The organism is Mycobacterium sp. DL440, from assembly GCF_011745145.1.
Lineage (GTDB): Bacteria > Actinomycetota > Actinomycetes > Mycobacteriales > Mycobacteriaceae > Mycobacterium.
In genome coordinates, this window is record NZ_CP050191.1 from 5,203,640 (window position 1) to 5,229,705 (window position 26,066).

General features: G+C 64.2%; 24 protein-coding genes and 1 pseudogene. 10 read left to right on the forward strand and 15 right to left on the reverse strand.

Annotated elements, in window-relative coordinates; all coding sequences use genetic code 11:
- Positions 1-41 precede the first annotated feature (41 nt).
- A complete protein-coding gene (locus tag HBE63_RS25405; protein ID WP_166907330.1) occupies positions 42-965 on the forward strand; it encodes a serine hydrolase in 924 nt (307 codons plus the stop codon).
- Positions 966-1,005: 40 nt separating this feature from the next.
- On the opposite strand, the gene HBE63_RS25410 is transcribed toward HBE63_RS25405, so the two are convergent.
- Both HBE63_RS25410 and HBE63_RS31575 read right to left on the reverse strand, forming a co-directional pair.
- Complete coding sequence (locus tag HBE63_RS25410; RefSeq protein ID WP_166902205.1) at positions 1,006-1,602, reverse strand: hypothetical protein; 597 nt, start codon at positions 1,600-1,602, stop codon at positions 1,006-1,008.
- 6 nt (positions 1,603-1,608) lie between these two features.
- Positions 1,609-1,788 carry a hypothetical protein gene (locus tag HBE63_RS31575; RefSeq protein ID WP_243858278.1) on the reverse strand — a complete coding sequence of 60 codons (180 nt, stop codon included), beginning with the start codon at positions 1,786-1,788 and terminating at the stop codon, positions 1,609-1,611.
- 121 nt (positions 1,789-1,909) lie between these two features.
- Between HBE63_RS31575 and HBE63_RS31585 the strand changes: the two genes are divergently transcribed.
- The 3 genes from HBE63_RS31585 to HBE63_RS25425 all read left to right on the forward strand — a co-directional run bounded on the left by HBE63_RS31585 (position 1,910) and on the right by HBE63_RS25425 (position 4,835).
- Positions 1,910-3,943, forward strand: a complete 2,034-nt coding sequence (locus tag HBE63_RS31585; protein WP_305848711.1) for a cellulase family glycosylhydrolase — start codon at positions 1,910-1,912, stop codon at positions 3,941-3,943.
- Between the two features lie 13 nt (positions 3,944-3,956).
- Positions 3,957-4,124 (forward strand): hypothetical protein, encoded by a 168-nt coding sequence (locus tag HBE63_RS25420; RefSeq protein WP_371814816.1) that lies wholly within the window; start codon positions 3,957-3,959, stop codon positions 4,122-4,124.
- Positions 4,125-4,283: 159 nt separating this feature from the next.
- On the forward strand, positions 4,284-4,835 hold the full coding sequence (locus tag HBE63_RS25425; protein ID WP_166907332.1) for a YaeQ family protein: 552 nt from the start codon (positions 4,284-4,286) through the stop codon (positions 4,833-4,835).
- Positions 4,836-4,936: 101 nt separating this feature from the next.
- Here the strand turns inward: HBE63_RS25425 and HBE63_RS25430 are convergent, their stop codons facing one another.
- Positions 4,937-5,506 carry a TetR/AcrR family transcriptional regulator gene (locus tag HBE63_RS25430; RefSeq protein WP_243858280.1) on the reverse strand — a complete coding sequence of 190 codons (570 nt, stop codon included), beginning with the start codon at positions 5,504-5,506 and terminating at the stop codon, positions 4,937-4,939.
- 153 nt (positions 5,507-5,659) lie between these two features.
- On the opposite strand from HBE63_RS25430, the gene HBE63_RS25435 reads away from it, so the two are divergent.
- On the forward strand, positions 5,660-7,360 hold the full coding sequence (locus HBE63_RS25435; RefSeq protein WP_166907335.1) for an NAD(P)/FAD-dependent oxidoreductase: 1,701 nt from the start codon (positions 5,660-5,662) through the stop codon (positions 7,358-7,360).
- 78 nt (positions 7,361-7,438) lie between these two features.
- On the opposite strand, the pseudogene HBE63_RS25440 reads toward HBE63_RS25435, so the two are convergent.
- From HBE63_RS25440 to HBE63_RS25460, 4 genes and pseudogenes are all read right to left on the reverse strand, one after another.
- A pseudogene (locus tag HBE63_RS25440) lies at positions 7,439-7,537 on the reverse strand (MerR family DNA-binding transcriptional regulator); the annotation flags it as partial.
- 534 nt (positions 7,538-8,071) lie between these two features.
- Complete coding sequence (locus tag HBE63_RS25450) at positions 8,072-9,253, reverse strand: epoxide hydrolase family protein (RefSeq protein ID WP_166907337.1); 1,182 nt, start codon at positions 9,251-9,253, stop codon at positions 8,072-8,074.
- Between the two features lie 4 nt (positions 9,254-9,257).
- Complete coding sequence (locus HBE63_RS25455) at positions 9,258-10,433, reverse strand: carboxymuconolactone decarboxylase family protein (protein WP_166907339.1); 1,176 nt, start codon at positions 10,431-10,433, stop codon at positions 9,258-9,260.
- A 391-nt stretch (positions 10,434-10,824) separates the two neighbouring features.
- Complete coding sequence (locus tag HBE63_RS25460) at positions 10,825-11,301, reverse strand: MarR family winged helix-turn-helix transcriptional regulator (protein ID WP_166907341.1); 477 nt, start codon at positions 11,299-11,301, stop codon at positions 10,825-10,827.
- Positions 11,302-11,427: 126 nt separating this feature from the next.
- Here HBE63_RS25460 and HBE63_RS25465 point away from each other — a divergent pair, with 126 nt between their 5' ends.
- The 3 genes from HBE63_RS25465 (at position 11,428) to HBE63_RS25475 (ending at position 13,802) form a co-directional block, all read left to right on the forward strand.
- A complete protein-coding gene (locus HBE63_RS25465; RefSeq protein ID WP_166907343.1) occupies positions 11,428-12,168 on the forward strand; it encodes an SDR family NAD(P)-dependent oxidoreductase in 741 nt (246 codons plus the stop codon).
- 46 nt (positions 12,169-12,214) lie between these two features.
- Positions 12,215-13,270, forward strand: a complete 1,056-nt coding sequence (locus tag HBE63_RS25470) for an SDR family oxidoreductase (protein ID WP_166907345.1) — start codon at positions 12,215-12,217, stop codon at positions 13,268-13,270.
- Positions 13,271-13,598: 328 nt separating this feature from the next.
- Complete coding sequence (locus HBE63_RS25475) at positions 13,599-13,802, forward strand: hypothetical protein (protein WP_166907347.1); 204 nt, start codon at positions 13,599-13,601, stop codon at positions 13,800-13,802.
- A gap of 884 nt (positions 13,803-14,686) precedes the next feature.
- Here HBE63_RS25475 and HBE63_RS25480 read toward each other — a convergent pair.
- The 5 genes from HBE63_RS25480 to rpsF all read right to left on the reverse strand — a co-directional run bounded on the left by HBE63_RS25480 (position 14,687) and on the right by rpsF (position 19,908).
- The gene (locus tag HBE63_RS25480) at positions 14,687-17,761 is read right to left on the reverse strand and encodes a replicative DNA helicase (protein ID WP_208301211.1); all 3,075 of its coding nucleotides are present in this window, start codon (positions 17,759-17,761) and stop codon (positions 14,687-14,689) included.
- Between the two features lie 516 nt (positions 17,762-18,277).
- Entirely contained in the window at positions 18,278-18,733 is a 456-nt protein-coding gene (gene rplI / locus HBE63_RS25485; protein WP_166907349.1) for a 50S ribosomal protein L9, read from the reverse strand.
- Positions 18,734-18,744: 11 nt separating this feature from the next.
- Positions 18,745-19,005, reverse strand: a complete 261-nt coding sequence (gene rpsR / locus HBE63_RS25490; protein WP_135459648.1) for a 30S ribosomal protein S18 — start codon at positions 19,003-19,005, stop codon at positions 18,745-18,747.
- 36 nt (positions 19,006-19,041) lie between these two features.
- On the reverse strand, positions 19,042-19,548 hold the full coding sequence (locus HBE63_RS25495; RefSeq protein WP_166907350.1) for a single-stranded DNA-binding protein: 507 nt from the start codon (positions 19,546-19,548) through the stop codon (positions 19,042-19,044).
- A 69-nt stretch (positions 19,549-19,617) separates the two neighbouring features.
- A complete protein-coding gene (gene rpsF, locus HBE63_RS25500) occupies positions 19,618-19,908 on the reverse strand; it encodes a 30S ribosomal protein S6 (protein WP_166907352.1) in 291 nt (96 codons plus the stop codon).
- 155 nt (positions 19,909-20,063) lie between these two features.
- Here rpsF and HBE63_RS31590 point away from each other — a divergent pair, with 155 nt between their 5' ends.
- Both HBE63_RS31590 and HBE63_RS25510 read left to right on the forward strand, forming a co-directional pair.
- A complete protein-coding gene (locus HBE63_RS31590; protein ID WP_243858282.1) occupies positions 20,064-20,741 on the forward strand; it encodes a hypothetical protein in 678 nt (225 codons plus the stop codon).
- Between the two features lie 44 nt (positions 20,742-20,785).
- On the forward strand, positions 20,786-21,337 hold the full coding sequence (locus HBE63_RS25510) for a hypothetical protein (RefSeq protein ID WP_166907353.1): 552 nt from the start codon (positions 20,786-20,788) through the stop codon (positions 21,335-21,337).
- A 79-nt stretch (positions 21,338-21,416) separates the two neighbouring features.
- Here the strand turns inward: HBE63_RS25510 and HBE63_RS25515 are convergent, their stop codons facing one another.
- The 3 genes from HBE63_RS25515 to HBE63_RS25525 are packed head-to-tail and all read right to left on the reverse strand — an operon-like array spanning position 21,417 to position 26,048.
- The gene (locus HBE63_RS25515; protein ID WP_166910201.1) at positions 21,417-23,078 is read right to left on the reverse strand and encodes a glycosyltransferase family 87 protein; all 1,662 of its coding nucleotides are present in this window, start codon (positions 23,076-23,078) and stop codon (positions 21,417-21,419) included.
- Positions 23,079-23,110: 32 nt separating this feature from the next.
- A complete protein-coding gene (locus HBE63_RS25520) occupies positions 23,111-25,633 on the reverse strand; it encodes a transglycosylase domain-containing protein (RefSeq protein WP_305848712.1) in 2,523 nt (840 codons plus the stop codon).
- Positions 25,626-26,048, reverse strand: coding sequence for a DUF5318 family protein (locus HBE63_RS25525; protein ID WP_166907354.1), 423 nt, complete (start codon positions 26,046-26,048; stop codon positions 25,626-25,628). The genes HBE63_RS25520 and HBE63_RS25525 overlap by 8 nt, the downstream gene beginning before the upstream one ends.
- Positions 26,049-26,066 lie beyond the last annotated feature (18 nt).

Genomic DNA, 26,066 nt, shown 5'->3' on the forward strand with positions numbered 1-26,066 from the left:
GTCCATCCCAGCTGCCCCGGCTATGGATCATTGGAGGACCTATGCGGAGGCGGCTGTCGAAGCCTGCGATGACGTGCATGGCGATCGTCAGCGTGGCAATGCTGGTCAATGGTTCAGCGGCACCAGCGTGGAGCATGCCATCAGCTCAGAACATCCCCCAGGCGCCCGCCATCGCCCCGCAGGTCCCGTTGACGCCATCGGACGAACTCGATGCCCAGCCCCTGGCGCCATTGGACGGACTCGATGCCCGCACCCGCCAAGCCACCGCCGACGCAGCCAAGTCCGGAGCCGACATCGAGGTCGTCGTGATGGACCGAAACACCGGCCAGGTCATCTCCAACGGCGCCAATCAACCCTTCCCGATCGCCTCGGTGGTCAAGCTGTTCATCGCCGACGATCTACTGCTGCAGGCATCCAAGGGCGAGACGAAACTTTCTGCTGCGGACCGCAAGTCGCTCGACATCATGCTCCGGTCCTCCGACGACGGCGCGGCCCAGACCTTCTGGGACCGCAGCGGAGGAAACGCGATCATCTCGCGCGTCGTGGCGCGATACGGGTTGTCGGGCACCACCGCGCCCTACAACGGACACTGGGACGTCACGCAGAGCACCGCAAGCGACCTGGTCCGCTACTACGACATGCTGCTGGACGGCAGCGGCGGACTGCCCCCTGAAGAGGCCGGCGTGATCATGACCAACCTCGCACAATCCACACCGACGGGAACCGACGGTTACCCTCAGCGCTTCGGCATCCCCGAGGGGCTCTTCGCCGAGGTGGTCGCCGTCAAGCAGGGCTGGTTCTGTTGCTGGAGCGGCGCCAACCAGTTGCACGTGTCCACCGGCGCGATCGGCCTCGACGGCCGGTATGTGATGGCGATCAGCTCCCTGGAACCGGGCGATGCCGCCGCCGCTCGCAACACCATCACTCAGGCCGTCAAGACGATGTTCCCCGGAGGCCACGTCTAAAGGTTGGCATTTGACCATGCAAATAGCCCGGGTCGTGTAATCAGGATCGCATGAACGCATCGGCGTATGTGGGTCGTGTTGGGGGCCTTGCGGTTGCACTGGGGATCGGGGCCGTGCTGGCCTCGGGCAGTTGGGTGGCGTCTGCAGACACCGGCAGCCCCGCGGGTGGATCGAGCGCCAGCAATGCCAAGGGTGAATCGAGCGCCGGCGTGTCGAAGCCGTCCAGCCCACGGGGCAAGTCGCTGAAGACAAAGCCCTCGGACAAGCTGGCGGCCGCTGGAATCGCGGCGGGCGACGCCGACCGCTCGACGCGCAGGTCCTCCGGCGTGGGTGCCCATGACTCGAACACCGGCTCATCCCCTCGCCGTGGCAACCGGAAGGACCCGAATCGGAGTGGCGCCGGCAGAAAGTTGAGCACGCGTTCCGCCACTGCCACGGGCGGCGCCGACTCCTCGGCCAAGCCGTCACAACGGGTGAAGTCGACGCTGCCACCCAGCGCCGAGACGGCGACGGCACGCCGCCACCACTCCACCGCGGCACCGACCGCCGGCACCAGCCAGACCGCCCAAACTCCCTCGACGGCAATGACAGTCGCGGTTTCCGCACGCAACACCGTGCCGACGAACCCGCCCGCCACGGCGCATCAGGTGGCGGCGCCGGTCAACCCGGTCCTGCAGGTGATTGCGGCGGCCAACGTGTTCGGGAGTTTCGGGGCTGCGTCGCCGGTCAACCACCCGGCCACACCGTCGGATTCCAATCCGTTGACGTGGGCGGCATTGGCTGTCGCCAGCCGCAGGACGACCGCTGCCGAGTCGAAGGCCATAGTTCAAGCCCCAATTGTGAACGCGCAGCAGACATCCTCGCCCGCCGCCGTGGTCGGAATCGTTGTTTACGATCCCCTTCACGACGCCGCGCAAGTGTGGATCACCAGTCCTGTCGGTCAAGTGGTCGATGGGCTCATCAATACCGTGGCCGGGTCTTATGTGATCGGTAACGGCTCAGCCGGCACCTCCGAACATCCGGATGGAGGTGCTGGTGGTTGGCTGTTCGGCGACGGCGGCGCTGGTTGGAGCAGTACCCAGTTGGGCGAGGCCGGCGGGGACGGCGGGTCGGCCGGACTCCTGGGCAACGGTGGGGCCGGCGGCTCGGGAGGCGCAGGGGCTGCCGGTGGTAGTGGGGGTGCGGGCGGGTTCCTGGCGGGCATCGGCGGTCTGGGCGGCGACGGCGGTGCCGGCACCCCTGGCGCGCGCGGAGGAGCAGGCGGTTTCGGTGGTGGCGGGCGCGGGCTGTTCTTCGGTCTTGGCGGCGACGGCGGTGACGGCGGTGACGGCACGGTCGGTGGCATCGGCGGTGACGGCGGTGACGGCTCGAAGCTCTTCGGCATCGGCGGCGACGGTGGTGACGCCGGCGACAGCGGTGTCGGCGGTCCGGCGACCGGCTTGGTCGCTCTCGGCGGCGCGGGCGGCATCGCGGGGATCTTCGGTACCCACGGCGACGTCGGCGGTTTCGGCACCATTGCGGGATCTCCCCCGAGCGTGGGCAACACCGACAAGCTGGCGACCACCGGCAACTGGTTCACCAACAGTGACGGACAGGTCGTCATCATGCACGGCGTCAACGTGGTCTACAAGGTGGCACCCTACGACCCCGCAGCCATGGGCTTCAGTGATGACGACGCACAGTTCCTGGCGGACAACGGGTTCAACGTAGTCCGGTTGGGAATTGATTGGGCCGCAGTCGAACCCGAACCGGGCGTCATCGACATGAACTATCTGGCCGGAATCGACCAAACCGTCCAAACGCTCAGCGACCACGGCATTTACACTTTCATCGACATGCATCAGGATCTCTACAGCACCGAACTCCACGGCGAAGGTGCGCCGGACTGGGCGACCCAGACCGGCGGGTTGCCCAATCCCGACTTGGGTGCACTGCTGGGCCAATTCGTCGTCAACTACTATCTGAGCCCCGCTCAGAACCACGCCTGGGACGCGTTCTGGGCCAACTCCGACGCACCCGACGGCGTCGGGTTGCAGAACCACTATGCGCTGAGCTGGCAAGCCGTCGCCAGCTACTTCGGCGACAACCCCAACGTCATCGGCTACAACATCATCAACGAACCCTGGGTCGGATCCGGTTGGCTCGCAACGATCGTCAACGGTTCCTTCTTCGGTACCGAGCAACTCACCCCGATGTACAACCAGACCATCGCCGCAATTCGGTCAGTCGACCCGAACACCCCTATATTCATCTCGCCGGCGAGCCCGGCGGTCGACGAGATCAGTGCCCTACTCTTCAGCCAGCCCGTGCAACTGGGCACGATCTCCGACCCGAACACGGTCCTCGAGTATCACGGATACGGCAACGTCGCCGGCCTCAACTTCAGTTCCATCGTCGGACCGATCATGTCGGGGCGTGCCGCCTTCTACGGCGCAATCAACGAAATGCCCGCCTTCATGGGTGAATTCGGGGCCACCAGCGACCCGGAAACACTCGCGGCCGAGACGCAAGCCGCCGACGCGAGGCAGATCAGTTGGGCCAACTGGGCATATTCGGGTATCGGCGAGATCACCAGCAGCGCCGATCCGAGGGATCAGTCTTTGGTGTACGACCCGTCATTGCCGCCGGTCGGCGACAACGTCAACACCAGCAACCTGCAGGTGCTCTCGAAGCCGTACCCACAGGTGATCTCCGGAACGCCTCAGGGCTGGACAGTCGGCGACGACGGCACGTTCCGATTCACCTACTCCACTGCCAAGGTTGACGGATCAGGTGATTTCGCGGCCGGTTCCCAAACCATCATCTCGACACCTGCCGGCCAATACCCGAACGGCTACCAGGTTGCCGTCACCGGTGGTCACGTCGTCTCCGCTCCGAACGACCCCAGGCTCGTCATCGCATCCGACCCAGGCGCAACCACCGTCACCGTCACAGTCACCGGTGTCGCTGCCGCACCAGGGTCGCTCATTTCTACCTGAGGCAATTAGGTTCATGGCTTGGGACTACCAGTTCAACCTCGACGGTTACCCCAAGTTCCAGGAGTATTTCCGAACCCATCAACCACCCCTACTGGTCACCTGGGGCCGCAACGACGAGATCTTCGGCGCCGCAGGCGCGGAGGCCTACAAGCGTGGCTTCCTCGACGAGGTGACTCACTAGTAAGTGCTGCTGCGGAGACTGGCAGGGCCGTTGTTCGCACCGCAGGCAGGTTGCGCAGTGAGCGCAACGGCCCGAAGGTGTACCGCCGGTAGCGCGGCGGCCTGACCACTCGAAGTGGCCTGACTGATCGGTGAACACCACGAGGGTGGACACTATGACGTGGCTCTTTCTGCAACAGTTTTCAAAGTCGAACTTGGCGTCTCCGATGTCGATCACGGTTACTACGCCGATCACACACTGACCGTGGCCCGCCATCCCAGTGAGACCGATGAGCGAATGGTGGTGCGGTTGTTGGCGTTTGGGCTGCGCGCACACCGGCTCAGCGACGTCGAAGGTGAGTTGGCGTTCGGGGCGGGCCTGTCCACCCCTGGCGTACCGGACTTGCGGCTCGCCGACTACACCGGCCGGATCCTGGAGTGGATCAACGTCGGCCAGCCCGACGGACGCGCCTTGGGCAAGGCGGCCAGCCAGGCCGAACAGGTGCTGCTGTTCCCGTTCGCCGCCGGCGTGACCACCTGGTGGCGCACCGTCGGCCCCAAAGTGGCGGGGCTGCCGAACCTGTCTGTGGTGCAGATACCGCACGCACCGGTCCAGCAACTGGCCCAGACTGTCGATCGACGTGTCGCGGCGCAGGTGATGGTGATGGAAAGTCAGGTGACGATGACCGTGGGCGGAGTCGACGTCACCTTCACGCCCGAGCCATTGAAGTGAACGTCTGAGACCAGCTACCGGCGACGGTGATCGCCGAGCGGGTCGGCTGGACGGGTTTGATCTCGTGGTTTCCGTCCGCTTGTCGTTGACCCGCGGTGATTTCAACTCCGCCGCGCCGGCTTGTCGGGAGTGCGATCAAGGTGGAATCCAACGAGGACGTCGAGTTGACGGTGAATATCGTCGAGAGGACTCAGAGATTTTTCTGCGAGAGCCATGATGACGGCGCCCTCGACGGCCGCGAGGACGGTGTTCGCGACAGCCTGTGCGGTGTCCTCCGCAATGCCGTGATCACCCAGGGATCTGCCGATCGCCTCTCGCCACCGGGTAAAGGTTGCACCGGCGATGTCGGCAATCTCGGGTTCGGAAGACCGCGCCAGTCCGGCAGCGGCGACGGGGCATCCCGCCGCGAAGTCGCTTTCTGCAACTACCTTTTTCCATTCGGCGATGAAGGCATCCAGCGACTGCTGCGGTGTGGGCATTTCAAGGGCAGTAGCGATCTGGTGATCGATGAAGCTCCCTGCCAATCGTGTTGCTTCCTGTACCAGTTCGGTCTTGCCGTCGGGGAAGTTGAGGTAGATCGACCGGCGGGAGACGTGCCCGCGTTCAAGGATGGCGGCGATCCCGGTTCCGGCGACTCCGTGCCGACGCATGAGGTCAATCGTGCTGAGCACCAGTCTTTCTCGCGCATTCACGCACTATCCTCCTGCTCTCTGCGTCTCGGCGGTTGCCAGTATACCGATCGATGTACTAGCTTGGCCCCTGCAGCTGGTAGATCGATCGGTATAGCGTCTCGTGGTGAGCCGCTCGGGAGGAGTCCGGTACAGATGAGCAAGCAGTGGGACGCGATCGTGGTGGGATCCGGACTCGGTGGCCTGTCAGCAGCGGCGTACCTGGCCGCGGCAGGTCGCAGAACGTTGTTGCTGGAGCGCTACACGACGCTGGGCGGCTCGTCGCACGTCTTCGGTCGGCGCGGTCAGTGGGAGTTCGACTGCGGTGTGCACTACGTGAGCCATTGTGGGCCGGACGGCATCGTCACGGCGATGATGCGCGGGATCGGGATCGACGACCGGATCGCCTGGTTGCCGATGGATCAGAGCGGTTTCGATCGCATCATCGGACCCGGCTTCGAACTGGCCACCCCCGTGGGCTGGGATGCGTACGAGGCCAATCTGCTCGACGCCTTCCCCGGCGAGCGTAAGGCGGTGCGCCGTTTTCACAGTCTGATGCGACGGATCGGAGAGGCTCACGACCGCAACGACATGGCCACCGCCGGCGGAATGATCCGATGGGCAGCCCGGGCAGGACGGGGCGCCGCGTTCATGGCGTTGCCGTACGGCGCGACGTTGGCCGCGCTCGGGCTGTCTCCACGAACGGCCTACGCACTCTCGGTGCAGTCCGGCGCGTTGGCGTGTAGTCCCACCGTGCTGCCCACCGCGGCGATGGCTGCGTTCTTCCAGGACTACATCGGAACCGGGTCCTACTACCCCCATGGTGGAGGACAGATCCTGGCTGCTGGGTTCGCCGCGGTCATCACCGCGCACGGTGGCGCGATCCGGACCAACAGCGAGGTCGCCGAGATCCTGCTCGACGACGGCCGTGTCCAGGGCGTCCGGTTGTCCGACGGCGAAGTGCTCTTGTCGGCGGCGGTAGTATCCGACGCCGACATCATCAAGACCTACACCGATCTGATCGGAGTGCAGAGGCTTCCACGACTGTTCCGGCGCCGTGTCGCCGGGTGGAAGATGTCGCAGCCGTTGATCAACGGATTTTTCGGAGTGGAACTCGACCTCGCAGATCGCCCGAACAGTAACTACTTCGCGATTCCGGATTGGGGGCCCTCAACGTCGTATGGGGCGATGGCGGCATTCGGTCATAACACACTCAACGGCAACGGTTTTGATGTCGGCTCCGAGTGGGCGCGCGATATGGCGCAGCGGCAACCGATGTTCGTCCAGTCCTCGTCGCGGCGCGACCCCGGAAACCACCGCGCCGCGCCGCAGGGACACGCCACCATCGAGGTGCAGACCGTCACACCATCGGACCCGAGACTGTGGGGGTTCAACGGTTACGACGTCACCAGGGGTGATTACAGCCAGGACCCCGGCTACCTGGAGGTCAAGAAGATCATCGTCGACGGAATGCTCGACCGGATGGAGCAGGCATTCCCCGGCGCGTCTTCGAAGGTGAAGTTGAGTGAACTCGGGACCCCGGCAACGCAAACGCGTTTCGTCAACAACACCGCCGGCGCCCCGTTCGGACTGCAACTTCGACTCTCCCAGTCCGGCCCGCTCCGCCCGAAAGACACCACACCGATTCCCGGGCTCTACACCGTCGGAACAAGCACCGCCTGGGGACCTGGAACAGTCGGATCCATGCTCAGCGGCGTCAACGCCGCCGGCAGCATCCTCGGACGCGACCTCGTGCCCTTCATCCGCAGCGGCGGACAACTCGCCGACTCCTCGTCCCTGCCCGCTTGGGACGACGATTTCGACCCCTTCACCACCACCCGGGCACTCCATAGCTGACGGCGGCCTCAGCACCCGCTTTCGGATGGCCGGCCAAGTAGATCGCGACCTGTTGAGGATCTGAATGCGTTCAACGAGCGCCAGGTCGATTGTGCCGAACTCGCGATATCCGCTGGCTCGTCGTTGCGGGTGTAGAAGTCCCTGCTTTTCGTAATAGCGCAGCGATCGAACGCTCACGCCGGTGCGGCGCGATAGCTCACCGATTTTCAACCTGGCGACATCCCATGACTCGACTTGACTCTCACACCCACGTCAGAGTTTGGCGTCCGAGGCGACCATGGGGAGTCGCCAACGGGCGCCGCTACCCGCTGGAGCGACGATGTAGGTTCTCAAGTTTGGTTGCATCTGGACGCAGCTCCGACCTGCGACGGTTTCATTTGTCTCACCGCGACTGCACTGGAGTTTGTCTCACGAAGTGCTTCATTTCCTACGCTGCGGATCGCCTGGCCGCTACTCCCACGACGCCGAGGATACCTTCGGTGCATGACCGATGACTGGCGCAGAGTGAACCTCGCCAACTGGGAGTCGCGAGTACCCGTCCACACCGGCCCCGACGGATATGAGGTCGCAGGCTTCGATGACCCTGGGCATTTTCGCGAAGGCGACGACGGCAAAGGCAATCACGTTGGACTACAGCGATATTCAGGGTCCAGCACTGCACGGCAACTGCCGGTGTACCTTACTGCCGGTCATACTTGAGTTCTAGCAGGGCTACCCGACCAAAAGTTTGGAGAAGTCCTGTATGTCGCCGATCAAAGCCGTCGGCTGTTCTAGGGCGGGAAAGTGTCCGCCTTGGGGCATGTCGGTCCAGTGGATGACATGGTGTGATCGCTCGACGATGCTGCGTGGTGGAGGTGGGCAGTGTGGGTCGGGGAACGCTGCGAATCCGGTGGGCACCTCGATGCGTCGCCCCGGCGGCAGGGTGCTGGGTCCCTCCTGCACGATCGCGGAGTACAGCGTCGTTGCGTCGAGGAACGAGTCGGTGACGAGGTAGAGCATAACCTCGGTCAGTAGTACGTCCCAGCTGAACGCTGACTCGGGGGCTCGGTGCCGGGTATCGGCCCAGTGCAGGAACTTGTCGGTTACCCATGCCGCCAGCCCGACCGGGCTATCCATGAGGGCGTAGCTCAGTGTGAGAGGGTCAAACGCCTGCAGCTGAAAGTAAACGAATTCCCTTTCGAAGATGGCCTTTTCGGCTGCTGCCCATTCCAGCTCCAGTGCGGTGGCGGGGCCAGCGCCTGTTTCACCGCTGCCGAATCCGCCACCGTCGTGCCGGGTGAAGGCCAGGTTGAGATGCAGTCCCGACACCCGCTCGGGGTGGCGGAAGGCCGTCCATTCGGCCACGATGCCTCCCCAGTCGCCGCCGTGCAGGAGGTAACTGTCGTAGCCGAGCACATCGGTGAACAATCGGTTCATCAGGTCGGCGGTCGCTCGCGGCCCCAGCGGGCGCTGCAATCGCCCGGAGAACCCGAACCCTGGCAGCGAAGGCACCACGACGTCGAAGCCGTCCTCGACGGTGCCGCCGAAGCGCTCCGGATGTGCCAGTCGCTCTACCAGCGGTAGCAGCCCGGCGTATGTGTAGGGCCATCCATGTAGCAGGACCAGCAGCTTGGAGTCCTTCGCGGAGCCGCGCTCATGCACGAAATGCACGGTATTGCCGTCAATGTCAACCGTGTACTGCGGGAGTTGGTTGAGCTGCCGTTCCTGTTGCCGCCAGTCATAGTTGGTCGACCAGTACTGGGTCAGTCGAAAGAGAAGGTCAGGATCGACCCCGTTCGTCGCAGCGCCGGCGGGGACGGGAAACCACTGGTAGGTGCGGACCCGCTCCAGGATGCGGTCGAGTTTGTCCTGCGGTACGTCGATCCGGAACGGCACGGGCAGATTGGTATTCATGTGTTCACACCTCGCGCGACGAGTGGGCCGCACTGGTCGAGTCACGACGGTCCAAGACGGCCTGAGTTATCGCCTCGGCGTTCTGCGCAACGGCGTAACCGCCGATTGCGGACGAAAGCCGAACGGCTTCGAGCAGTACTGCGCGGGATACGCCAGCCTTCAGCGCAGCCTCGATCTGCAGTTGCAGCTGGTCGGGCTCTGCACCATGGGCCGCCAGTGCCGAAACGAGGGCGATATGGCGGGTAGCGGAGTCGATTTCGGGTCCATCCAGGGCTACGCCGAAGACCAATGTCGCGGAGAGCTCGAATAGTCGGGGGGCCACGGTGCGCGCCGTCTCCCAGCTCTCGCCCGACCCGACGCGGTCGTGATGCAGGTCTTCGAGGGTGCTCCGCTCAGATGGGTCGAGTGCACCCGAAACCTCGGCGACCGTTCGTGTTTCGTGAGATTTTGTCACGCCACGGGCGTCCCGATCACTGAACACCTCTTGGGCCAGACGTGCGGCCGCGAGCGCATTGGGTACGCCGACTACCGGCGTCAGCTGGGTGATGATCTCGAGCACCTCCTGCCGCGTCCAACCGGTGTTCAGAGCGCCGTTGGTGTGCCATTTCATCTGCAAGGCCGTGCTGTTCAAGGCGATGTAAGTGCTCATGACGAACAATTCGCGATACTTGATGTCCACGCCTGGATGGTTGAACAGGTCGTTGTAGAACACGGTGGCGGCGTCACGCCAGAAGTGCGGTGCGCGGGTGGCCACAGAGGTGTAGGTGTCGTCCGTGGGACCGGCCGGGTATACCTGCTGGATGGTCGACAGCGACCGCTCTGCTCGTTCTTGCACGGTGCCGCCGGGCGCATCGCCGTGGTCCCAGATACGTTCGGCATCCGAAGACATGCCATTGGCGTCGCGCTCTTTGAAGACCTGGTCTGCGATCGCGATCGCGTTCACCGCAGTCGGTGTTCCCGTAGCCTGCGAGATGGTCGCCAGTCCTTCGACGATTTCCTGCTGGGTCGCCCCGGCGTCGAGGGCACCGTGGAGGTGTTCGGGTAAGTGCGATACGGCTTTTCGTCCCATCGCTGCCAGCGCAGCCACGGTCGCCAACTCGCGGTCCTTCACGGCCAGGACAGTGGTGGCCTTCAATGCCGTGAGTACCGTGCCGGCGGCTGTCGACTTCTGAGCGTTCATGGGGATCTCCTTCTCTCTGCCGACGTGGCGGGGCCGTCTGGGGCGGCTGCCGTGTTCGGCTCCTTGTGCGTTGAAGGAACCTTCAATATCAGGGTTTTGTTCCGGCGTCCCCATACCTCTCGGGGAACCTGCCCGCATCCGCCGCATCTGCGGTCCACGACCACCCGGCCAGGCCGTGCATTCGCGCGCGGGTCCGACGAACGCGGTCGACCTCGGGAAACCGTGGCGCCGCCGGGTCAGGCGTTCCGATACGCGCGCACTGCGACGGCAGTCCGCCAGATCTCAGTTTCTTGAATTCGCCCGAAAGAGCATTCGACTGTCGCTGCGGATCAAGCATCCTGAACGGCCCGCGCCGGCGCAAGAACGGCCAGCGCGCCCTTACCAGTTGCCGCTAGGCGATATCGAGGCCGGGCACCAGGTCGGCTGCACGTTCGAGCAGCAGCAGAAGGTGTTGATAATCGTTGCCGGACATCGCTTGTCGCAGCGCGGATTCCACGTGGCGTGCCAGTTCGTGGGCCTGGGTGGCCTTCGTGACGCCCGACTCGGTCAGGGACACCAGCATGACCCTGGCATGGTCCGGTGACGAGTGCCGGGTGACCAGGCCCTTGGCTTCGAGATTCTTCACGATGCCGGTCATGGTTTGTGACGTGACTAGGGCTTCGCGGGCGAGATGGGTGGCCGACTTGGGGACGCCATCGGCCAGCAGCGTGAGCACTTTGCACTGAGATTCGGTTAGGTCCAACGCTTTTACCGCGGCGGCCTTACGCAACACGAGGGCGTTGTCAGCCAGTTTGAGTCGGTAGGCCAGTGCTCCCACGGATTCGGGGTCGCCGACGGCGACGTCTGTGTCTTCGATCGTCGCGTCCACGTCACCACCAGTTTCTCGCCACTCTCAGGATCCTACATCGATGACGGTACCCGAGGCCGGAATATGTCGCGCTTATTGATGGTTCCTTCATCACAACAGTAAGTTGTTACTGGCAAGGAGACTGAGATGCAAGCATTGACCGGGAGAACGGCCCTCGTCACCGGCGCTACTGCCGGAATCGGCCGTGCCATCGCCTTACAACTGGCCGCCGAAGGCGCCGACGTCGTCGTCCACGGACGCAACACCGATCGCGGGCGCGCATTGGTCGCCGAGATTCACGCAGCGGGTGGGTCCGCGCGCTTCATTGCAGCGGACCTCGTCGACAGCGGTGACGTCGAACGGCTCGCACGTGAAGCGGGCGCTGTCGACATCTTGATCAACAACGCCGGCGTCTACCAGTTCCTAGCGACCGACCAGATGAGCGACGAAGGGTTCGCCCTGCACATGGATCTCAACACCCGCGCACCGTACGTACTGGTCAAGACGCTCGCGCCGGGAATGGCGCGCCGCGGCCGCGGGTCCATCGTCAACATCAGCACCCTAGCTGCGGCCGTCCCCACCGCCGGCACCGGCATGTACTCCGCATCGAAGGCAGCCCTGGAGCAGCTGACCCGAGTCTGGGCGGCCGAGTACGCCGAGGCTGGCGTGCGAGTCAACGCCGTGGCTCCCGGACCGACCCGTTCGGCCGGCACGGACGACATGGATCCCGCGACCGTCAAGGCGGTCGCCGACACCACGGCCCTTGGACGCATCGCCGAGCCCGAAGAGATCGCAGAACCCGTGGTGTTCCTGGCGTCCGATCGGGCCAGCTACATCACCGGTGTCGTCCTCGAGGTCGCCGGAGGCCGCCGTGCCATCGCCAACTAGATCTCCACAACTCACCACGAACACCAACCCGGAAGGGACCCAACCCATGACCACCCCCAACAAGACTGCCCTCGTCATCGGCGCCACCGGCGTCGTCGGCACCAAGCTCGTCGAAGAACTGCAGGCCCGGAGTGACTGGAACATCATCGGGCTGTCGCGCCGTGGCGGCACCGACAGCGCCAACACCCGCTACATCTCCGTTGACCTGCTTGACGCCGAGGACACCCGAAAACAACTGCAGCACCTCAGGGGGGTGACACACATCTTCTTCAGTGCGTTTATCGAAGGACCGACCTGGGCCGAGATGGTGGCACCCAATCTGGCGCTGCTGGTCAACGTCCTCGACGTCATCGAGCCCGTGGCCACCAACCTTCAACACATCAGCCTGATGCAGGGCTACAAGGTCTACGGGGCGCACCTCGGGCAGTTCACCACCCCGGTCCGCGAATCCGACGGCACACACGCCTCGCCCGAATACAACGTCGTCCAGCAACGGTTCGTCGAACAGCGCCAACAAGGCAAGACCTGGACCTGGTCGGCGATGCGGCCCTCCGCAGTTGGCGGATCCTCCATCGGCACACCGATGAACCTCGCGCTCGTGATCGCCGTGTATGCCTCGATCTCAAAGGAACTCGGCGTGCCGCTGCGCTTCCCAGGCAAGCCGGGCACCTACGACACGCTCATGGAGATGACCGATGCCACCTTGCTGGCCAAGGCCACGATCTGGGCCGCGACCAACCCCCGCACCGGTGCCGACGAGTACAACATCGCCAACGGTGACCTGTTCCGATGGACCAGGACGTGGAAGGCCATCGCGACCTACTTCGACATGGAAGTCGGTGACCCGATCCACTTCTCATTGGAGGAGTCCATGCCTGGTCACCGGGGGCTGTGGGAGGACATGATGCAGCGATACGGGTTGAACTACTCGTACGACGAGGTGTCGACGTGGTGGTTCGGTGACCACGTGCTCGGCTACGACTATGACTTCTTTGCCGACACATCCAAGATTCGCCGCGCCGGCTTCCACGAATACGTCGAGACCGAAGACATGTTCCGCCAGATCTTCGACGATTTCCGTGCACAGAAGATCATCCCGTAACAGCCGATCGCACGGGCAATACAGTGGTGCCCACCTTTCACCTATACGCCGCCACCGCAGGTCATTTGGCTGCCCAGCCCGACCCCGCCTGCAGCTGTAGACCACGGCCCGCTGCGGAGAGCGAACATCAAGTCGTCGTGGCGCAAGCACGAGTGAACCGGCGGCTGCAGATCGCGGCCGCACGCTGGGCTGGGTACTCGAGCAGATCGGAGCTGGCCTCATCTTCGATCGGCTCTTCGGCATCGCGCCACCGCGACATACGCTCGACACACTCACCGCAAAGTAGTCAACAAGCGGGCAGCACACTCGTTTCGGAATCGCGAAGCGTATGCAACCAGCCGAGCACGACATCCTGCATATCAATGATATTCAGGCCTTGGAGTGCTGGGAGCGCGTCAATCGCGGCTCGACGGCCTACGCAGTAGGCGCTATGAGCGTGAATGACTACCTGATCATCCGGCGCGGGCGAGCTTGGCTCCACATTCTGCAATTCGATGACAGCCGCCAGGACTCCCAGCTGATCGGCGTCTAGACCGATTACGGACACCAATGTCGCGTTCCCACTCAGACTGTCGCGGGCGAACTGTGCGGGCACGGAAGTCTGCCGAATTGCTCCGGGAGAGTATGCAGCATCGGCACGGCGCTGGTGCTCAAGCAGTTTCGTATACGCCGATTGGCCGACCTCTTGGCGTTCCGGCTCCGTTAGGACGACATCCCACAGATACGCTCGTCGTGACGCGTGGAACGATGCACCATCGGGATACCGGACATAGAAGACGCGTTCAACGTTCCAGCGCGTTGCGAATAACACCCCAGGCGATCGCGTCAACGCCTAGATAGTCAAGAATCTCACCTTCGGGCAGCGGGTCAGTGAATGCGGATAGTCGTCGTGCAGCGTGGTGAGCCTCAGTGGGCAATCGCACCAACGCGTCAGCCAAGCACATCGTTGAAAAGCGTTGGTGCCGAATAGTGGTCGACTCGTCCACCACTTTCAAGATGCGCGACCAAGCCCTCAACCAGGAGCGGATAGCCCGCGGTGAACGTGCCCGATTGGTGCTTCTGACCCGTGACCCAGCGGAACGTCTGCCACGGGGCCGCGAGAGCGGCGCAGGTTACATCCCCCAACTCGCGTGAGCTCTCATGGCCATCACTTGCGCTCCGGTACGACACGCTGGTCTGGCCAAACGCGATCTGGGATGGCGCTGAGGGCATTCGATGAAGCGGACTTCGTAGGCACAATCGCGGCTCCCGGCACTCGGGGGAATCACCACGATCTTCAACCCGCGCCCCGGACCGAGGCGATCGACACGCCGGACCGAGCGGCCGCGAATCTCACTGGCCTGTCATACATGACATCCACATGACATCGCGGATGAGGATATGACATCAGGAGTGAAAACCTACAAGACGAACTGGCTACCGCGCCATATTCGTGAACCGCGAGAAGTGAAGCTGGTGCGCCACAGTAATATTCGCCGTCGGTCCGTTACGGTGCTTGCCCAGGATGATGTCGGCTTCACCTCCGCGGGGATCTTCGCGGTCGATCGCGTCGGGTCGGTGCAGCAGGAGGACCATGTCCGCATCTTGTTCCAGCGAATTATGAAGACTAACTAAGTTTGCAACGAAGTTGTGTGTCCCGCTTACGGTTCCGTCGTACACGTCTTGCGTACCGACGCTGGTGACCTCGACGATCTTGTCCCATAACGCGTCGTTCGTTGCGAGATCAGGAAGTTCCTGATCTTCGAAGATGCTCGCGATTCGATGCAAACGCTTTCGACCTGGCGCATGCGTCCACATCTTGGGGCCTTCGGACCATGTGCCAGTTGCGAGTGCGAAGTCCTGCTCAGTCCACTTCCTCTTAGCAAGAATTGCCTTGACCCGGTCCCATACTTCAACTGGGACGGTATCCGAATGTGCCCGGGCTTCGACCGACTGAAGTTGTGTGAGCACCTCGCGGACGGCGAAGAACTTCTCGCCGTGGCCGTCCACGCTGCTGAGGAAATTGCGTTGATTATCGGCGCCGAAAATATTCAGATGCCAAATATCGCGATGCCCAGATTTGCGCGCTCGGTAGATCCGAGTGTTGATGTCCAACCGCAACAGCAACAGGGCAACATCGTCCACCAATCGGCGGCTCGTCGACGCATAGTAGATGCGCCCCTGCTTGACCTTGTAATCCCACCGTACGGACCCGTCGGTGGCCCACAGATGCCGCAGGAACAACGCCACCTGATCATTCGGCAACGCGAAAACCACTTGCGGAACAAACTTCTCGTAGCTGCGCTTACCGAATAAGCCGAGCTTGTCCAGCCACGCGGCAATCGGATTCCGCTTGCCGTGCGTCAACCGGTACGGCGCAGGCAGTCGGAGTGTGGTGACACGTGCCGCCGGGTAATCGTCGCGGACCGCTGTGACACCGAAGTGCTTGGCCGCCTTGGTGACCGCAGGCAGGTTCTGCTCATCAATCGATGCGTAACGAATCGGCTGACGCTTCACGCAAGGGCCGTCGCCGATCATGTTCGCTAGAAGAATGATTTCGGACTCGTCCATCCGCGCGGTGCCAACAGGCTCCGGAACGCGTCGGGGCACCGCAACCCGACTTCCAACTGCCAATTCCCCCAACGGAACCCAGCCGTCCAATGTCATAAACGGGTGGTTGGCCGTGGCCTCGACCTCGCGCCCCGAGGCCAGCCGGACTTTGAAGACTTCCTTGTGCCCGCTGTAGAACACGTTGGTCATCGGACGAGCCACCATGTTCTTGTGCTCGTCGAGCGACCACACCAACGGCCGCTCCCCGGTCGCCATCAGCTCACCGAAGGTAACCTCAGCACCGTTGTCGGCGCGCAGAATTCGCGTGTTCGCGGTCAGGCAGCCCGACTCACGAAGGTCTGAGACCTGCGGACGCTTGTCGGTGCGCTGCTCGGGGCCACGGTTCAGCTGGCTGATCGCGATCACCGGCACTTCAAGTTCTTTGGCCATCAGTTTGAGGCTTCGGGAGAAGTCCGACACCTCTTGCTGGCGTGACTCGTACTTCTTGCCCGAGCTCATCAGCTGCATGTAGTCGACGACCACAAGCTTCAGATCCGCCTTCTGGGCCAACCGTCGTCCCTTGGCCCGGATTTCCATCATGGTCAGGTTCGGCGAATCATCGATGTAGAGCGGCGCCTCGCTGATCTCGCTCATCCGGCGGGCTAGCTTGGTCCAGTCGTCGTCGCTCATCCGGCCCGAACGCATATCGGCCAGTTTGATTTTCGCCTCGGCCGAGAGCAGGCGCATGACGATCTCGGACTTGCTCATTTCCAGCGAGAAGATGACGCTGGCCATCCGGTGCTTGATCGAGCAGGACCGCATGAAGTCCAGCCCCAGTGTCGAGTTGTGGGTCGGCACCATGGCCGGGCCGGCGAGGTATAGATGCGCCGGGTTGTCCACCTCGACGCACCGCACCGGCACACTGGGCAGCCGTCGCACCGCGACCACCTGGCATACCGGCGCCAGCACGGCGGCTCCCCCGGCCGAGGTCGGTGCTGCAATGGTGTGCAAACCCGGCCGCAGGTGCATGGTGGTGCGGACGCCGTCGCCTGTCGGCCACTGATGCTGCGCATCGGCGACAATCGTTGTCCCGTCGGAGAACTCAACCTCGAAGCAGGGCCGGTCGAGCATGATCTCGGTGGCCGCGACAACGCGGGTGGGTTCACCATCGGCACCGATGAGGTAGTCCCCCACCGCGACATCACCCATCGAGGTCCACCCGTTGGGGGTGGGCAGCGGGGTGTCGAGCGCGAGCGCCTTCCCGACACCGGGCCGCGCGGCGATGATGACCATCTGCCCGGGGTGCAGGCCGTTGGTGATCTCGTCGAACTCGGTGAACCCGGTCGGCACACCGCGCGAGATGCCGCCCTGCGAAGCGATCGCATCGATCTCGTCCATGGTGGGCTGCAGCAAGTCTTCGAGCGCGACGAAGTCCTCGGAGGCGCGCCGTTCGGTCACGTCGTAGATCTCAGCCTGGGCCCGATCGACCACATCGGCGACATCGGCGCCGTCGGCCCCGGCGTAGCCGTACTGCACAACCCGGGTGCCCGCCTCCACCAACCGGCGCAGCAGCGCCTTCTCGGCCACGATGCCGGCGTAGAAACCGGCATTGGCCGCGGTCGGCACGGTGGAGATCAGCGTGTGCAGATAGGGCGCCCCGCCGATACGACGAAGCAGGCTGCGGCGATCGAGTTCGGCGGCGACGGTGACGGCGTCGGCGGGTTCACCCCGGCCGTAGAGATCCAGGATGGCGTCGTAGACGTTCTGGTGCGACGGACGGTAGAAGTCCCCGGGACGCAACCGCTCGAGCACGTCGGCGATCGCGTCCTTGCTCAACAACATGCCGCCGAGGACTGCCTGCTCGGCCGCCATGTCCTGCGGCGGCTGCCGGCCGAAATCCTCCCCAGGCGGAGGGCCATCCGTCTCCGAATCCGGATGCCCCAGGTCGTCCACCACCGCCACGGACTCCCCACCCCCTTCCGAGACCTGCCTCACGACGGGCTCGAACACTTATTCGAATCGGTACTGCGACTGTAGAACAGGGCTCCGACAACAGCTCGTGACGGGCACCGCGACGCATCACGGTAGACCGTTGCTGGCGCCGCCCGAAACCACCCCTGTTGATGAACCTGTGGATGGTCTGGGGATAGGTCTCGGTCGCAGTGTTGAGCCTCTGGGGAGAACCTGTGGATCATTCCAGGACAATCTGTTGTTTTACCAGGTCAGAGTCCCATAGCGGTTGTCAGTAATTGTGTATGGAAAGTTCTTCGGCGTGTCGTCCCGGGTTGCTGTCCCGGGCGTGTTGTGTTGCGCCCAGGGACCGCGCGGGTTAACACCGAGTTAGGTTCGCTGTCCAGAGTTTCCCGCAACGAGTTCGCCAGAGATGCAGCAACGCCCGGGTGGAAACCTCTACAGGTCCCCACCCGGGCGATTGAGTGCTGGCGGATTGACTCCGCTACGGATTACTCCGCGACGGGATTACTCCGCTACAACGTGCAGCGACACCTTGGCCTCGACCCCGGTGTGCAGCCGGACGGTAACCGGATGCGTGCCGACCGACTTGATGTGCGCCTTGGGCAGCTGCACAGTGCGCTTGTCCAGGTTCGGGCCGCCGGCCTTCTTGATCACGGCCACGACATCAGCAGCGGTGACCGAACCGAACAGCTTGCCGGTGTCGCCAGCAGCCTGAACCGGCAGCGACACCTCGCCCAGACCCTCGAGCGCGATCTTGAGCTCGTTGGCATGCTCGACGCCACGAATCGACTTGGCTTCGCGCGCCCGACGGATCTCGTCGGCCTGGCGCTCGGCACCACGGGAGGCCACGATGGCCAGCCCGCGGGGCAGCAGGTAGTTACGGCCGTAGCCGTCCTTGACCTCGACGGCGTCGCCTGGGACACCCAGGTGTTCCACCTCAGCGGTGAGAATCAGCTTCATTGGTCTACCCCCTACCGCGTCGACGAACCGAAGGGCAGCAGAGCTACCTCGCGGGCGTTCTTCACGGCGATGGCGACATCGCGCTGGTGCTGGACGCAGTTGCCGGTCACCCGGCGAGCGCGGATCTTGCCGCGCTCGCTGATGTAGGTGCGCAGCAGCGCAGTGTCCTTGTAATCGATGATCTGCCCCTTGCCCTTCTTGGAGCAGAACACGCACTTCCGAGTCTTGACCGGCTTTTCCGGTGCCGGCCGCCTCTTAGTGGTCTTGGCCATTGGTTATCTCTTCCTTGCAAAAATTTTCGATGTTGATCAGAACGGCGGCTCGTCGTCGGCCCCGCTGAAGGAGCCCGACGCGGGCGCACTGCCCCACGGATCGTCTTTGGGCTCGGCTGGGCGCGAAGCCCCGCCGCCACCACCGCCACCGCCGAAGCCACCGCCTCCGCCGCCACTGCGGCTGGCCTTGTTGACCTTGGCCGTGGCGTAGCGCAGGGACGGACCGATCTCGTCGACCTCGACCTCGACAACGGTGCGCTTCTCACCCTCACGGGTTTCGAAGGAACGCTGCTTGAGCCGACCCGTGACGATCACCCGCGAACCCCGGGTGAGGCTCTCGGCCACATTCTCGGCCGCCTCACGCCAGATGTTGCACCGAAGGAACAGCGCCTCGCCGTCCTTCCACTCGTTGCTCTGCCGATCGAACATCCTCGGCGTCGAGGCAACGGTGAAGTTGGCGACAGCTGCGCCGGACGGAGTGAAACGCAATTCCGGGTCAGCGGTCAGGTTTCCGACAACTGTGATGGTGGTGTCACCAGCCACGAGATCCTCCTGGGATAGGCATGTCCGTTTGCGCGAAGCCTACGTAGCCCCGCCGACGACTGACAGCCTTTAGTGCTTGTCGGTCCGCATCACCTTGGTCCGCAGCACGGACTCGTTCAGGTTCAGCTGACGGTCGAGCTCGGACACGGTGGCCGGTTCAGCCTTGACATCGACGATGGCGTAGATGCCCTCGGCGTGCTTGGCGATCTCGTAGGCCAGCCGGCGGCGGCCCCAGATATCGACCTTTTCGACACTGCCACCGTCCTTGCGGATGACGTTCAGGAACGCCTCCAGCGAGGGAGCTACGGTGCGCTCGTCGAGTGTCGGGTCGAGAATGACCATGATTTCGTATGGACGCATAAGGAACCCATCACCTCCTATGGTCGTTGCGGCCACGGCGTGTCCGTGGCAGGAGGGTCGCCTGCGTCGGCAACCGGCCTAGGCTACCCGAAAGCGCCCTGATCTGCGAAATCCGTATAGGGTGAGCCCGTTGATCTTCGAGGATGGGGGACTCTGTGACCTTTCCCAACGGGCCCTATGGTCAGGGCTTTCCCGACCAGCCCGGTTATCAACAACAACCCGGCTATCCCCAGCACCCTGGGTATCTCCAACAGCCTGGATATCCGCAGCACCCTGCTTTTGCACAGCAGCCGAGTTACCCACAGCAGGGCTACCCGCAGCAGCCCTACGGAATGCCGCCCGCATCGCCTGCGTCACCGAGTGGGGTGACCGGCATCATCGCGGGGGTTCTTGCCGGGCTCGGCGGCCTGACGAACTTTGTCGGCGGCCTCTTCATGGCCTTCGGGCTTTCCGTCCTGATCGGCGAGACGTCCGATGCGGCCGGTTCTGCCGGGGGCGCGTGGACAGCACTGATCGCCATCACGATATTGAACGTCGTTGCCGGGGTGTTGCTACTGATCGGAACGGTGACGTTGTTGTTGCACAAGATGATTGGTCGCTGGCTCGTGGCGGCGGGATGCGCGGTATCTATTCTGAGTACCCTGATCAACCTCACGGTGACGCCCTCGGCCATCGCAGACTACGAGTACAACCGCGGCGTGGGTGCGGACCTCGTGGGTGTCATTTTCCCCATCGTGACGCTCGTGCTGGTACTGCTGCCGTCGACCGCTGCGTGGATCCGGGCGAAGCAGAATCCGGTTGCGCCCCAGTTCTATCCGCCGTACCCGGGCTGATCGACTATGTACAGACGCGCCACCCATCCACGATCGGAGCAGCAGTGACCTCTCCCCCAGGATCCGAGGGTCAACCCGAGCACGCGCTCGGCGAATCCCAACCGGACGGACCATTGGCCGCGCCTGGGGCTTCGCCGAGCGGGGTCGCAGCGATCATCACGGCTGTCCTGGCCGGGATCGGCGCCCTGTTGACCCTCAGCAACGGCATCGCCGGCCTGTCCGGACTCGTCGCGCTGGCCGGTGACGCGGGCTTGCGAACTCTGGCCCTCAGATCCCCCGGGGCGCTGACGCTGACCGTCCTGGCGACCCTGCTGAGCGTCGCCTGCGGACTCCTGCTCCTGGCCGGCACGGTGGCGCTGTTGCGCCGCAAGATGATCGGCCGTCACCTCATCGTCAGCGGCTGCGTCTTGATAATCCTCGGCAGCTTGATCAGCCTCGGGCTGAATCTCGCCGCGGCCGCCCGCTACGGGTCCTTCGGCATCAGTGGGCTGGCAATCTTGAGTCTCGTGCTGCCGGTCGCCACGATCGTGGTGGCGTTGCTCCCGTCGACCAGGGCGTGGATCCAGGCGAAACAGGATTTGGTCGCAGCTACCTGAGACCGGCCAACTCCGGTATCCGCCACGTCACGGCTGATCCCACCCGTTGTCACGCCAGCGTGGCCGTCGGCATCGAACGTCACTCTGGCGTGACAACCGAGGCGGCGTCCGCCAACTCCGGCTCGGGGTCAGGCCTAGGTTCGATCCGCACCCGGTCAGCTGAGGGCCGCAGCCAGTCCGGCAGCCAGCGCGGCGGGGCGTCGGACGCGCGGTCGAACACTCCGCCGGTGGGGTCGTCGATGCGGCCACCGTGCCGAACCAAATCCAGTTCCGGACGATAGATCTGGCGAATGATCAACGCGCACAACATGATCACCGCGAGGTCACGCAGCAACACGGTGGTGGTGAACCATTGCTCAGGTAGGCCCTTGTTGGCCTCGCCGTACAGATACAGCATGCGTGGCACCCACACCAGAGCGTCGATCGTCATCCACGCCAACAGGATTCGGCGGTGCGGCAGGGCCAGTACCGCCAGCGGAACCAGCCACAGCGAGAACTGCGGGCTCCACACCTTGTTGGTCAGCAGGAAGGCAGCGATCACCAGGAACGCCAGTTGCGCCAACCGGGGCCGTTGCGGCGCCGTCAGTGCGATGTAGCCGATCGCGATACAGCACGCCGCGAACAACACTGCGGTCACAGTGTTGAGCACCGTCGGCGGCTGCCAGAAACCCAGGTCCGGATCGAAGCCCTGCCAGTCGCTGAACGACTTCACCACGTTGTACAGCGAATCCATGTCGTCACCGCGACGGGTATTGAGCCGGAAGAATTCGGACCACCCGCGCGGGAACAGCACCATCATCGGCAGGTTGATGACCAACCACGTCGCGACCGCGGTCAGCGCCGTCTTGCCGACCTCCCGCAGACGCCCGGTGCGCAACCCGAGCAGGACCAGCGGAACGAACAACAGCAGCGGATACAGCTTGGCCGCCACGCCGATCCCGATCAGTGCCCCGGCCCACACCGGTTTTCGCCGGGCCCACGCCAGCATCGCGCCTGCAGCAGAGGCTGTCGCGAGCGCGTCGAAGTTGGTGAACACCTGGAAGATCACGATCGGTGAGCCGGCCACCAACGCGGCATCCCACACTCGCCTGCCGGCCAGTCGCGAGGTGGCCCAGATCGTCGCCAACCAGGCCAGCGCCAAACCGAACGCGGAGATGTTGAAGAACATCACCACCTCGGCCACCAGCGGGACCGACACCAGCTTCGTCAGCGCGGTGTAGGTCTTGGCCAGTGACATCGACGTGTACTGGTAAAGCCCGGTCAGCACCGGATACTCCATGTAACGGATCGCCGGACTGCCGTCGTACTGCAGGCGCGGCTTACCGGTTGCGTCGTTCTCGACCCAACTGGACTTGTAGGGAAACTTGCCCTGGTTCAACAACTCTGCGGTGTAGAGCGGAACGGTGTCGGAGTAGCACAGCTCGTAATAGGCCCGGTTGTTCTCCCAGTTGGCCACCCGCTCGCCTGCGCCGCCTTTGCCCGTCGTCTGCAGGCACGCGGTCTTGGAGGTATAGCCCAATGCCAGGAACACCACGGCGATGACGAACATCACCCGCAATGGGGTCATGAACCGCGACCGACCGATCAACGCATGTCGGCCGACGGGTCCGCCCACGGTCTGCGACAGCGCCTCGGCCAGCGGGTCGTTGCGGCTGGGGAGGTCGCGTTCGTTGGCGCTCCGCTGGTCTTCTGCCGGCGGAGCCGGCGAGTCGAACCCGACCGGCGGGGCCGGCGAATCCAGCCCTCCCGACCGAGCCGGCGATACCCGGTCCGTCACGGAGGCGGCGGTGGCACCGGAACCCCCGGCGCGCCGGGCACAACAGGTGCTCCCGGCGGCGGTCCGATCGGCACGGTCGTCGGGGGGCCGATCGGGATCGTGATCCCCGGGGCCACTTCGATGGTCGGCTGAATCACGGTCTCCGAAGGCATCACCGAGACCTGCGGACCGTTCGGGAGCGTCCCGGGCGGCGGCGCCGCCGGGGCCTGAGGCACACCCGCATAGCCACCGATCTCAGTCGGCTTCGGGAACGTCTCGTTGTCGGTACCCTTCAGCGCACCGTCCATGGTGCTTTTCCAGATGTCCGACGGCAGACCCGATCCATAGACCGGCCCACCCGCCGGTGTCTTCAACGGGTTCACACCGTCGGAGGTACCCACCCAGACCGCAGTCGAAAGCGACGGCGTGTAGCCGACCATCCAGGCGTCACGATTGTCACCGGTATCGCCGAGCTGGTTGGTGCCCGTCTTGGCGGCCGAGGCGCGCCCGCCGGCCAAGTTGTGCCCGCGCGACCAGCCGGCGATCGGCTGCATCGCCGACGTGACGTTGTCGGCCACCGCCTTGTCGATGCGCTGCTCGCCGTTGTCCTGGCTGGAGGCGTCGAACAACACCTGGCCCGAGGAGTTCACCACCTTCTGCACGAAGTGCGGCTTGTGATAGACACCGGAGGCTGCGAGCGTCGCGTACGCCGACGCCATGTCGATCACCCGGGACTGGTACTGGCCCAACACCACACCGTTGTTCGGTGGGCCGCCCTTGCCGTCCTCGGACAGCGTGTGCTCGACGCCGGGGAAACTCTCGGCCACACCGGCATCGTGCGCAGCCTTCGCCACATCCTCGGGGCCGTGCTCCAGTTTGAGCATCAGCCGGTAGTAACTGGTGTTCAGCGACCGCTTGAGCGCTTCGGCGATCGAGCAGGTGCCACACCCTTCACCTTCGACGTTGCTGATCTTGATGCCATTGACCGTCACCGGCCCACTGTCGACCTGATAGCCCAGGCCGATGCCCTGCTGCAGGGCAGCGACGAGCGCGAACACCTTGAACGACGAACCGGTCGGCAGGCCCGCCTGGGCGAAGTCGAAGCCATTGGCATCCGAGCCGCCGTAGTAGGCCTTGACCGAGCCATCCTGCGGATCGATGGAGACCACCGCAGTCCGCATGTCGGACTCCTGGCCATCCATGTACTTGGTCACCGCGGCCTCGGCGGCCTGCTGGGCCTGCGGGTCGATCGTGGTGGTGACCTGCAGACCCTCGGTGTTGAGCGCCTGCTCACTGATGTCGAACAGATCCAGCAGTTCCTTGGTGACCTGCCGCTCGATCAGTCCGTTCGGGCCGGTCGTCTGGTTGGCCTGGCGGGCCTGGTCCGGCGGCACCGTCGGCGGGAACACCTGTCCGGCGCGGTCCTGGGCCGACAGCGCGCCCATGTCGACCATGCCGTCGAGCACCCAGTTCCACCGCTCGGCGGCGCCCTCCGGATCCACGGCGGGGTCCAACGTCGACGGGCGCTGGATCAGCGCGGCCATCAGTGCGCCCTCGGCGACAGTGAGCTGCTCGACCGGCTTGTCGAAGTACGCCTTGGCCGCCGCCGCGATCCCGTACGAGCCGCGACCGAAATAGATCATGTTCAGATACGCCTGCATCACAGCGTCTTTGGACCATTCGCTGGCCATCTTGGTCGAGATGACCAGCTCCTTGGCCTTACGGATCAGACCGCCGATGCCGGAGCGCTCGTCACCGACGAGTGCGTTCTTGACGTACTGCTGGGTGATGGTCGATCCGCCCTGCAGATCACCGCCCACCAGGTTGTTCTTGATCGCGCGCAACAGCGCTGTGAACGAGAAGCCCGGATTCGTGTAGAAGTCGCGGTCCTCGGCGGCCATCACCGCGTTGCGGACGTGCTCAGGGATCTTGTCGATGCCGACGTCGACCCGGTTGCCTTCCGGCGGAACGATCTTGGCGATCTCGCTGCCGTCGCTGGCCATGATCGTCGACACCTGATTGGTGCGGATGTCGCCGGGCTGCGGGACGTCGACGATCATGTACGCCATACCGAAGGTCACCAGCGGAAGCAGGACCATCGCCACCACTGCGGCTATCGACAGGCGTCGGACCAGCTTCCAGTTGATGTGGAACTGCCGGGTCGGCCCCGGACCCGACGGACCTGAAGACCCCGCCGCACGGCCGCCCCCCGGCGGCGGAGGGGGAGATTTAGGTGGCGGCGGTTTCGGCGGCGGAGTGCCGTCCATCGCTGCTCTGACGACGTCCAACGGGCCCGGCCCGCCGTCGCGCACCGGAGGCAGCACCGTGGTGAGCCGGTCGTCGGGCGGTACCGCCGGACGACCGGGACGACCGGTGGGACCATTCGGCCGTCCCGTGGACGCACTCTCGGCCGGTGGCCGCGGATCCCGGGCCGGCGGCCGCTTCTCGCGAGCGGGCGGCGGATTCTCGCGCGCGCCAAGGCGGTCAGCCGCACTCCGGATGTCGTTGGCTGACCGGCTATGGCGCCCTTCGTTATTCACTGGCCGTACGCGCCGATTTGCGCGTGCCTCGAGTGCCACGTGCCTTCGGCGGCCGAGGCGCGCCCAGGACATATGACTTGACCAAATGATTCCAACTGCAGGTGCGGCATACCTCAACCACATGGACTGCGAACTCGTCGTAACGAGTTGCCAACATCACCAGCTCCTCCGCGGTGCGCGCCGAGCCCGATACCGGGCCCAGATGTTCACCGAAAACCCACGACACCAGCGTGAGCTGCTCTTTACGGCAGATCGGACACATCACCGAACTTTGCTTGCCGTGAAACTTTGCCGCGCGCAGCAGGTACGGGTTGGCATCACAGACCTCCGAGACGCCGGTGCGCCCCGAATAGACCTCAGCCAGCAGGGACCGCCGCCGAAGCGCGTAGTCCACCACCTGTCTCTGCAATCGCACGATGACCAGAGTACGTCG

Excerpts from the sequence above, each read along its gene's own strand:
- rplI (WP_166907349.1), bottom strand. The coding sequence starts at position 18,733 with ATGAAGCTGATTCTCACCGCTGAGGTGGAACACCTGGGTGTCCCAGGC.
- HBE63_RS25470 (WP_166907345.1), top strand. The coding sequence starts at position 12,215 with ATGACCACCCCCAACAAGACTGCCCTCGTCATCGGCGCCACCGGCGTC.
- HBE63_RS31575 (WP_243858278.1), bottom strand. The coding sequence starts at position 1,788 with ATGGCCTTCGACTCGGCAGCGGTCGTCCTGCGGCTGGCGACAGCCAAT.
- HBE63_RS25465 (WP_166907343.1), top strand. The coding sequence starts at position 11,428 with ATGCAAGCATTGACCGGGAGAACGGCCCTCGTCACCGGCGCTACTGCC.
- HBE63_RS25475 (WP_166907347.1), top strand. The coding sequence starts at position 13,599 with ATGCAACCAGCCGAGCACGACATCCTGCATATCAATGATATTCAGGCC.
- rpsR (WP_135459648.1), bottom strand. The coding sequence starts at position 19,005 with ATGGCCAAGACCACTAAGAGGCGGCCGGCACCGGAAAAGCCGGTCAAG.
- rpsF (WP_166907352.1), bottom strand. The coding sequence starts at position 19,908 with ATGCGTCCATACGAAATCATGGTCATTCTCGACCCGACACTCGACGAG.
- HBE63_RS25455 (WP_166907339.1), bottom strand. The coding sequence starts at position 10,433 with ATGAACGCTCAGAAGTCGACAGCCGCCGGCACGGTACTCACGGCATTG.
- HBE63_RS25450 (WP_166907337.1), bottom strand. The coding sequence starts at position 9,253 with ATGAATACCAATCTGCCCGTGCCGTTCCGGATCGACGTACCGCAGGAC.
- HBE63_RS25435 (WP_166907335.1), top strand. The coding sequence starts at position 5,660 with ATGAGCAAGCAGTGGGACGCGATCGTGGTGGGATCCGGACTCGGTGGC.
- HBE63_RS25420 (WP_371814816.1), top strand. The coding sequence starts at position 3,957 with ATGGCTTGGGACTACCAGTTCAACCTCGACGGTTACCCCAAGTTCCAG.
- HBE63_RS25405 (WP_166907330.1), top strand. The coding sequence starts at position 42 with ATGCGGAGGCGGCTGTCGAAGCCTGCGATGACGTGCATGGCGATCGTC.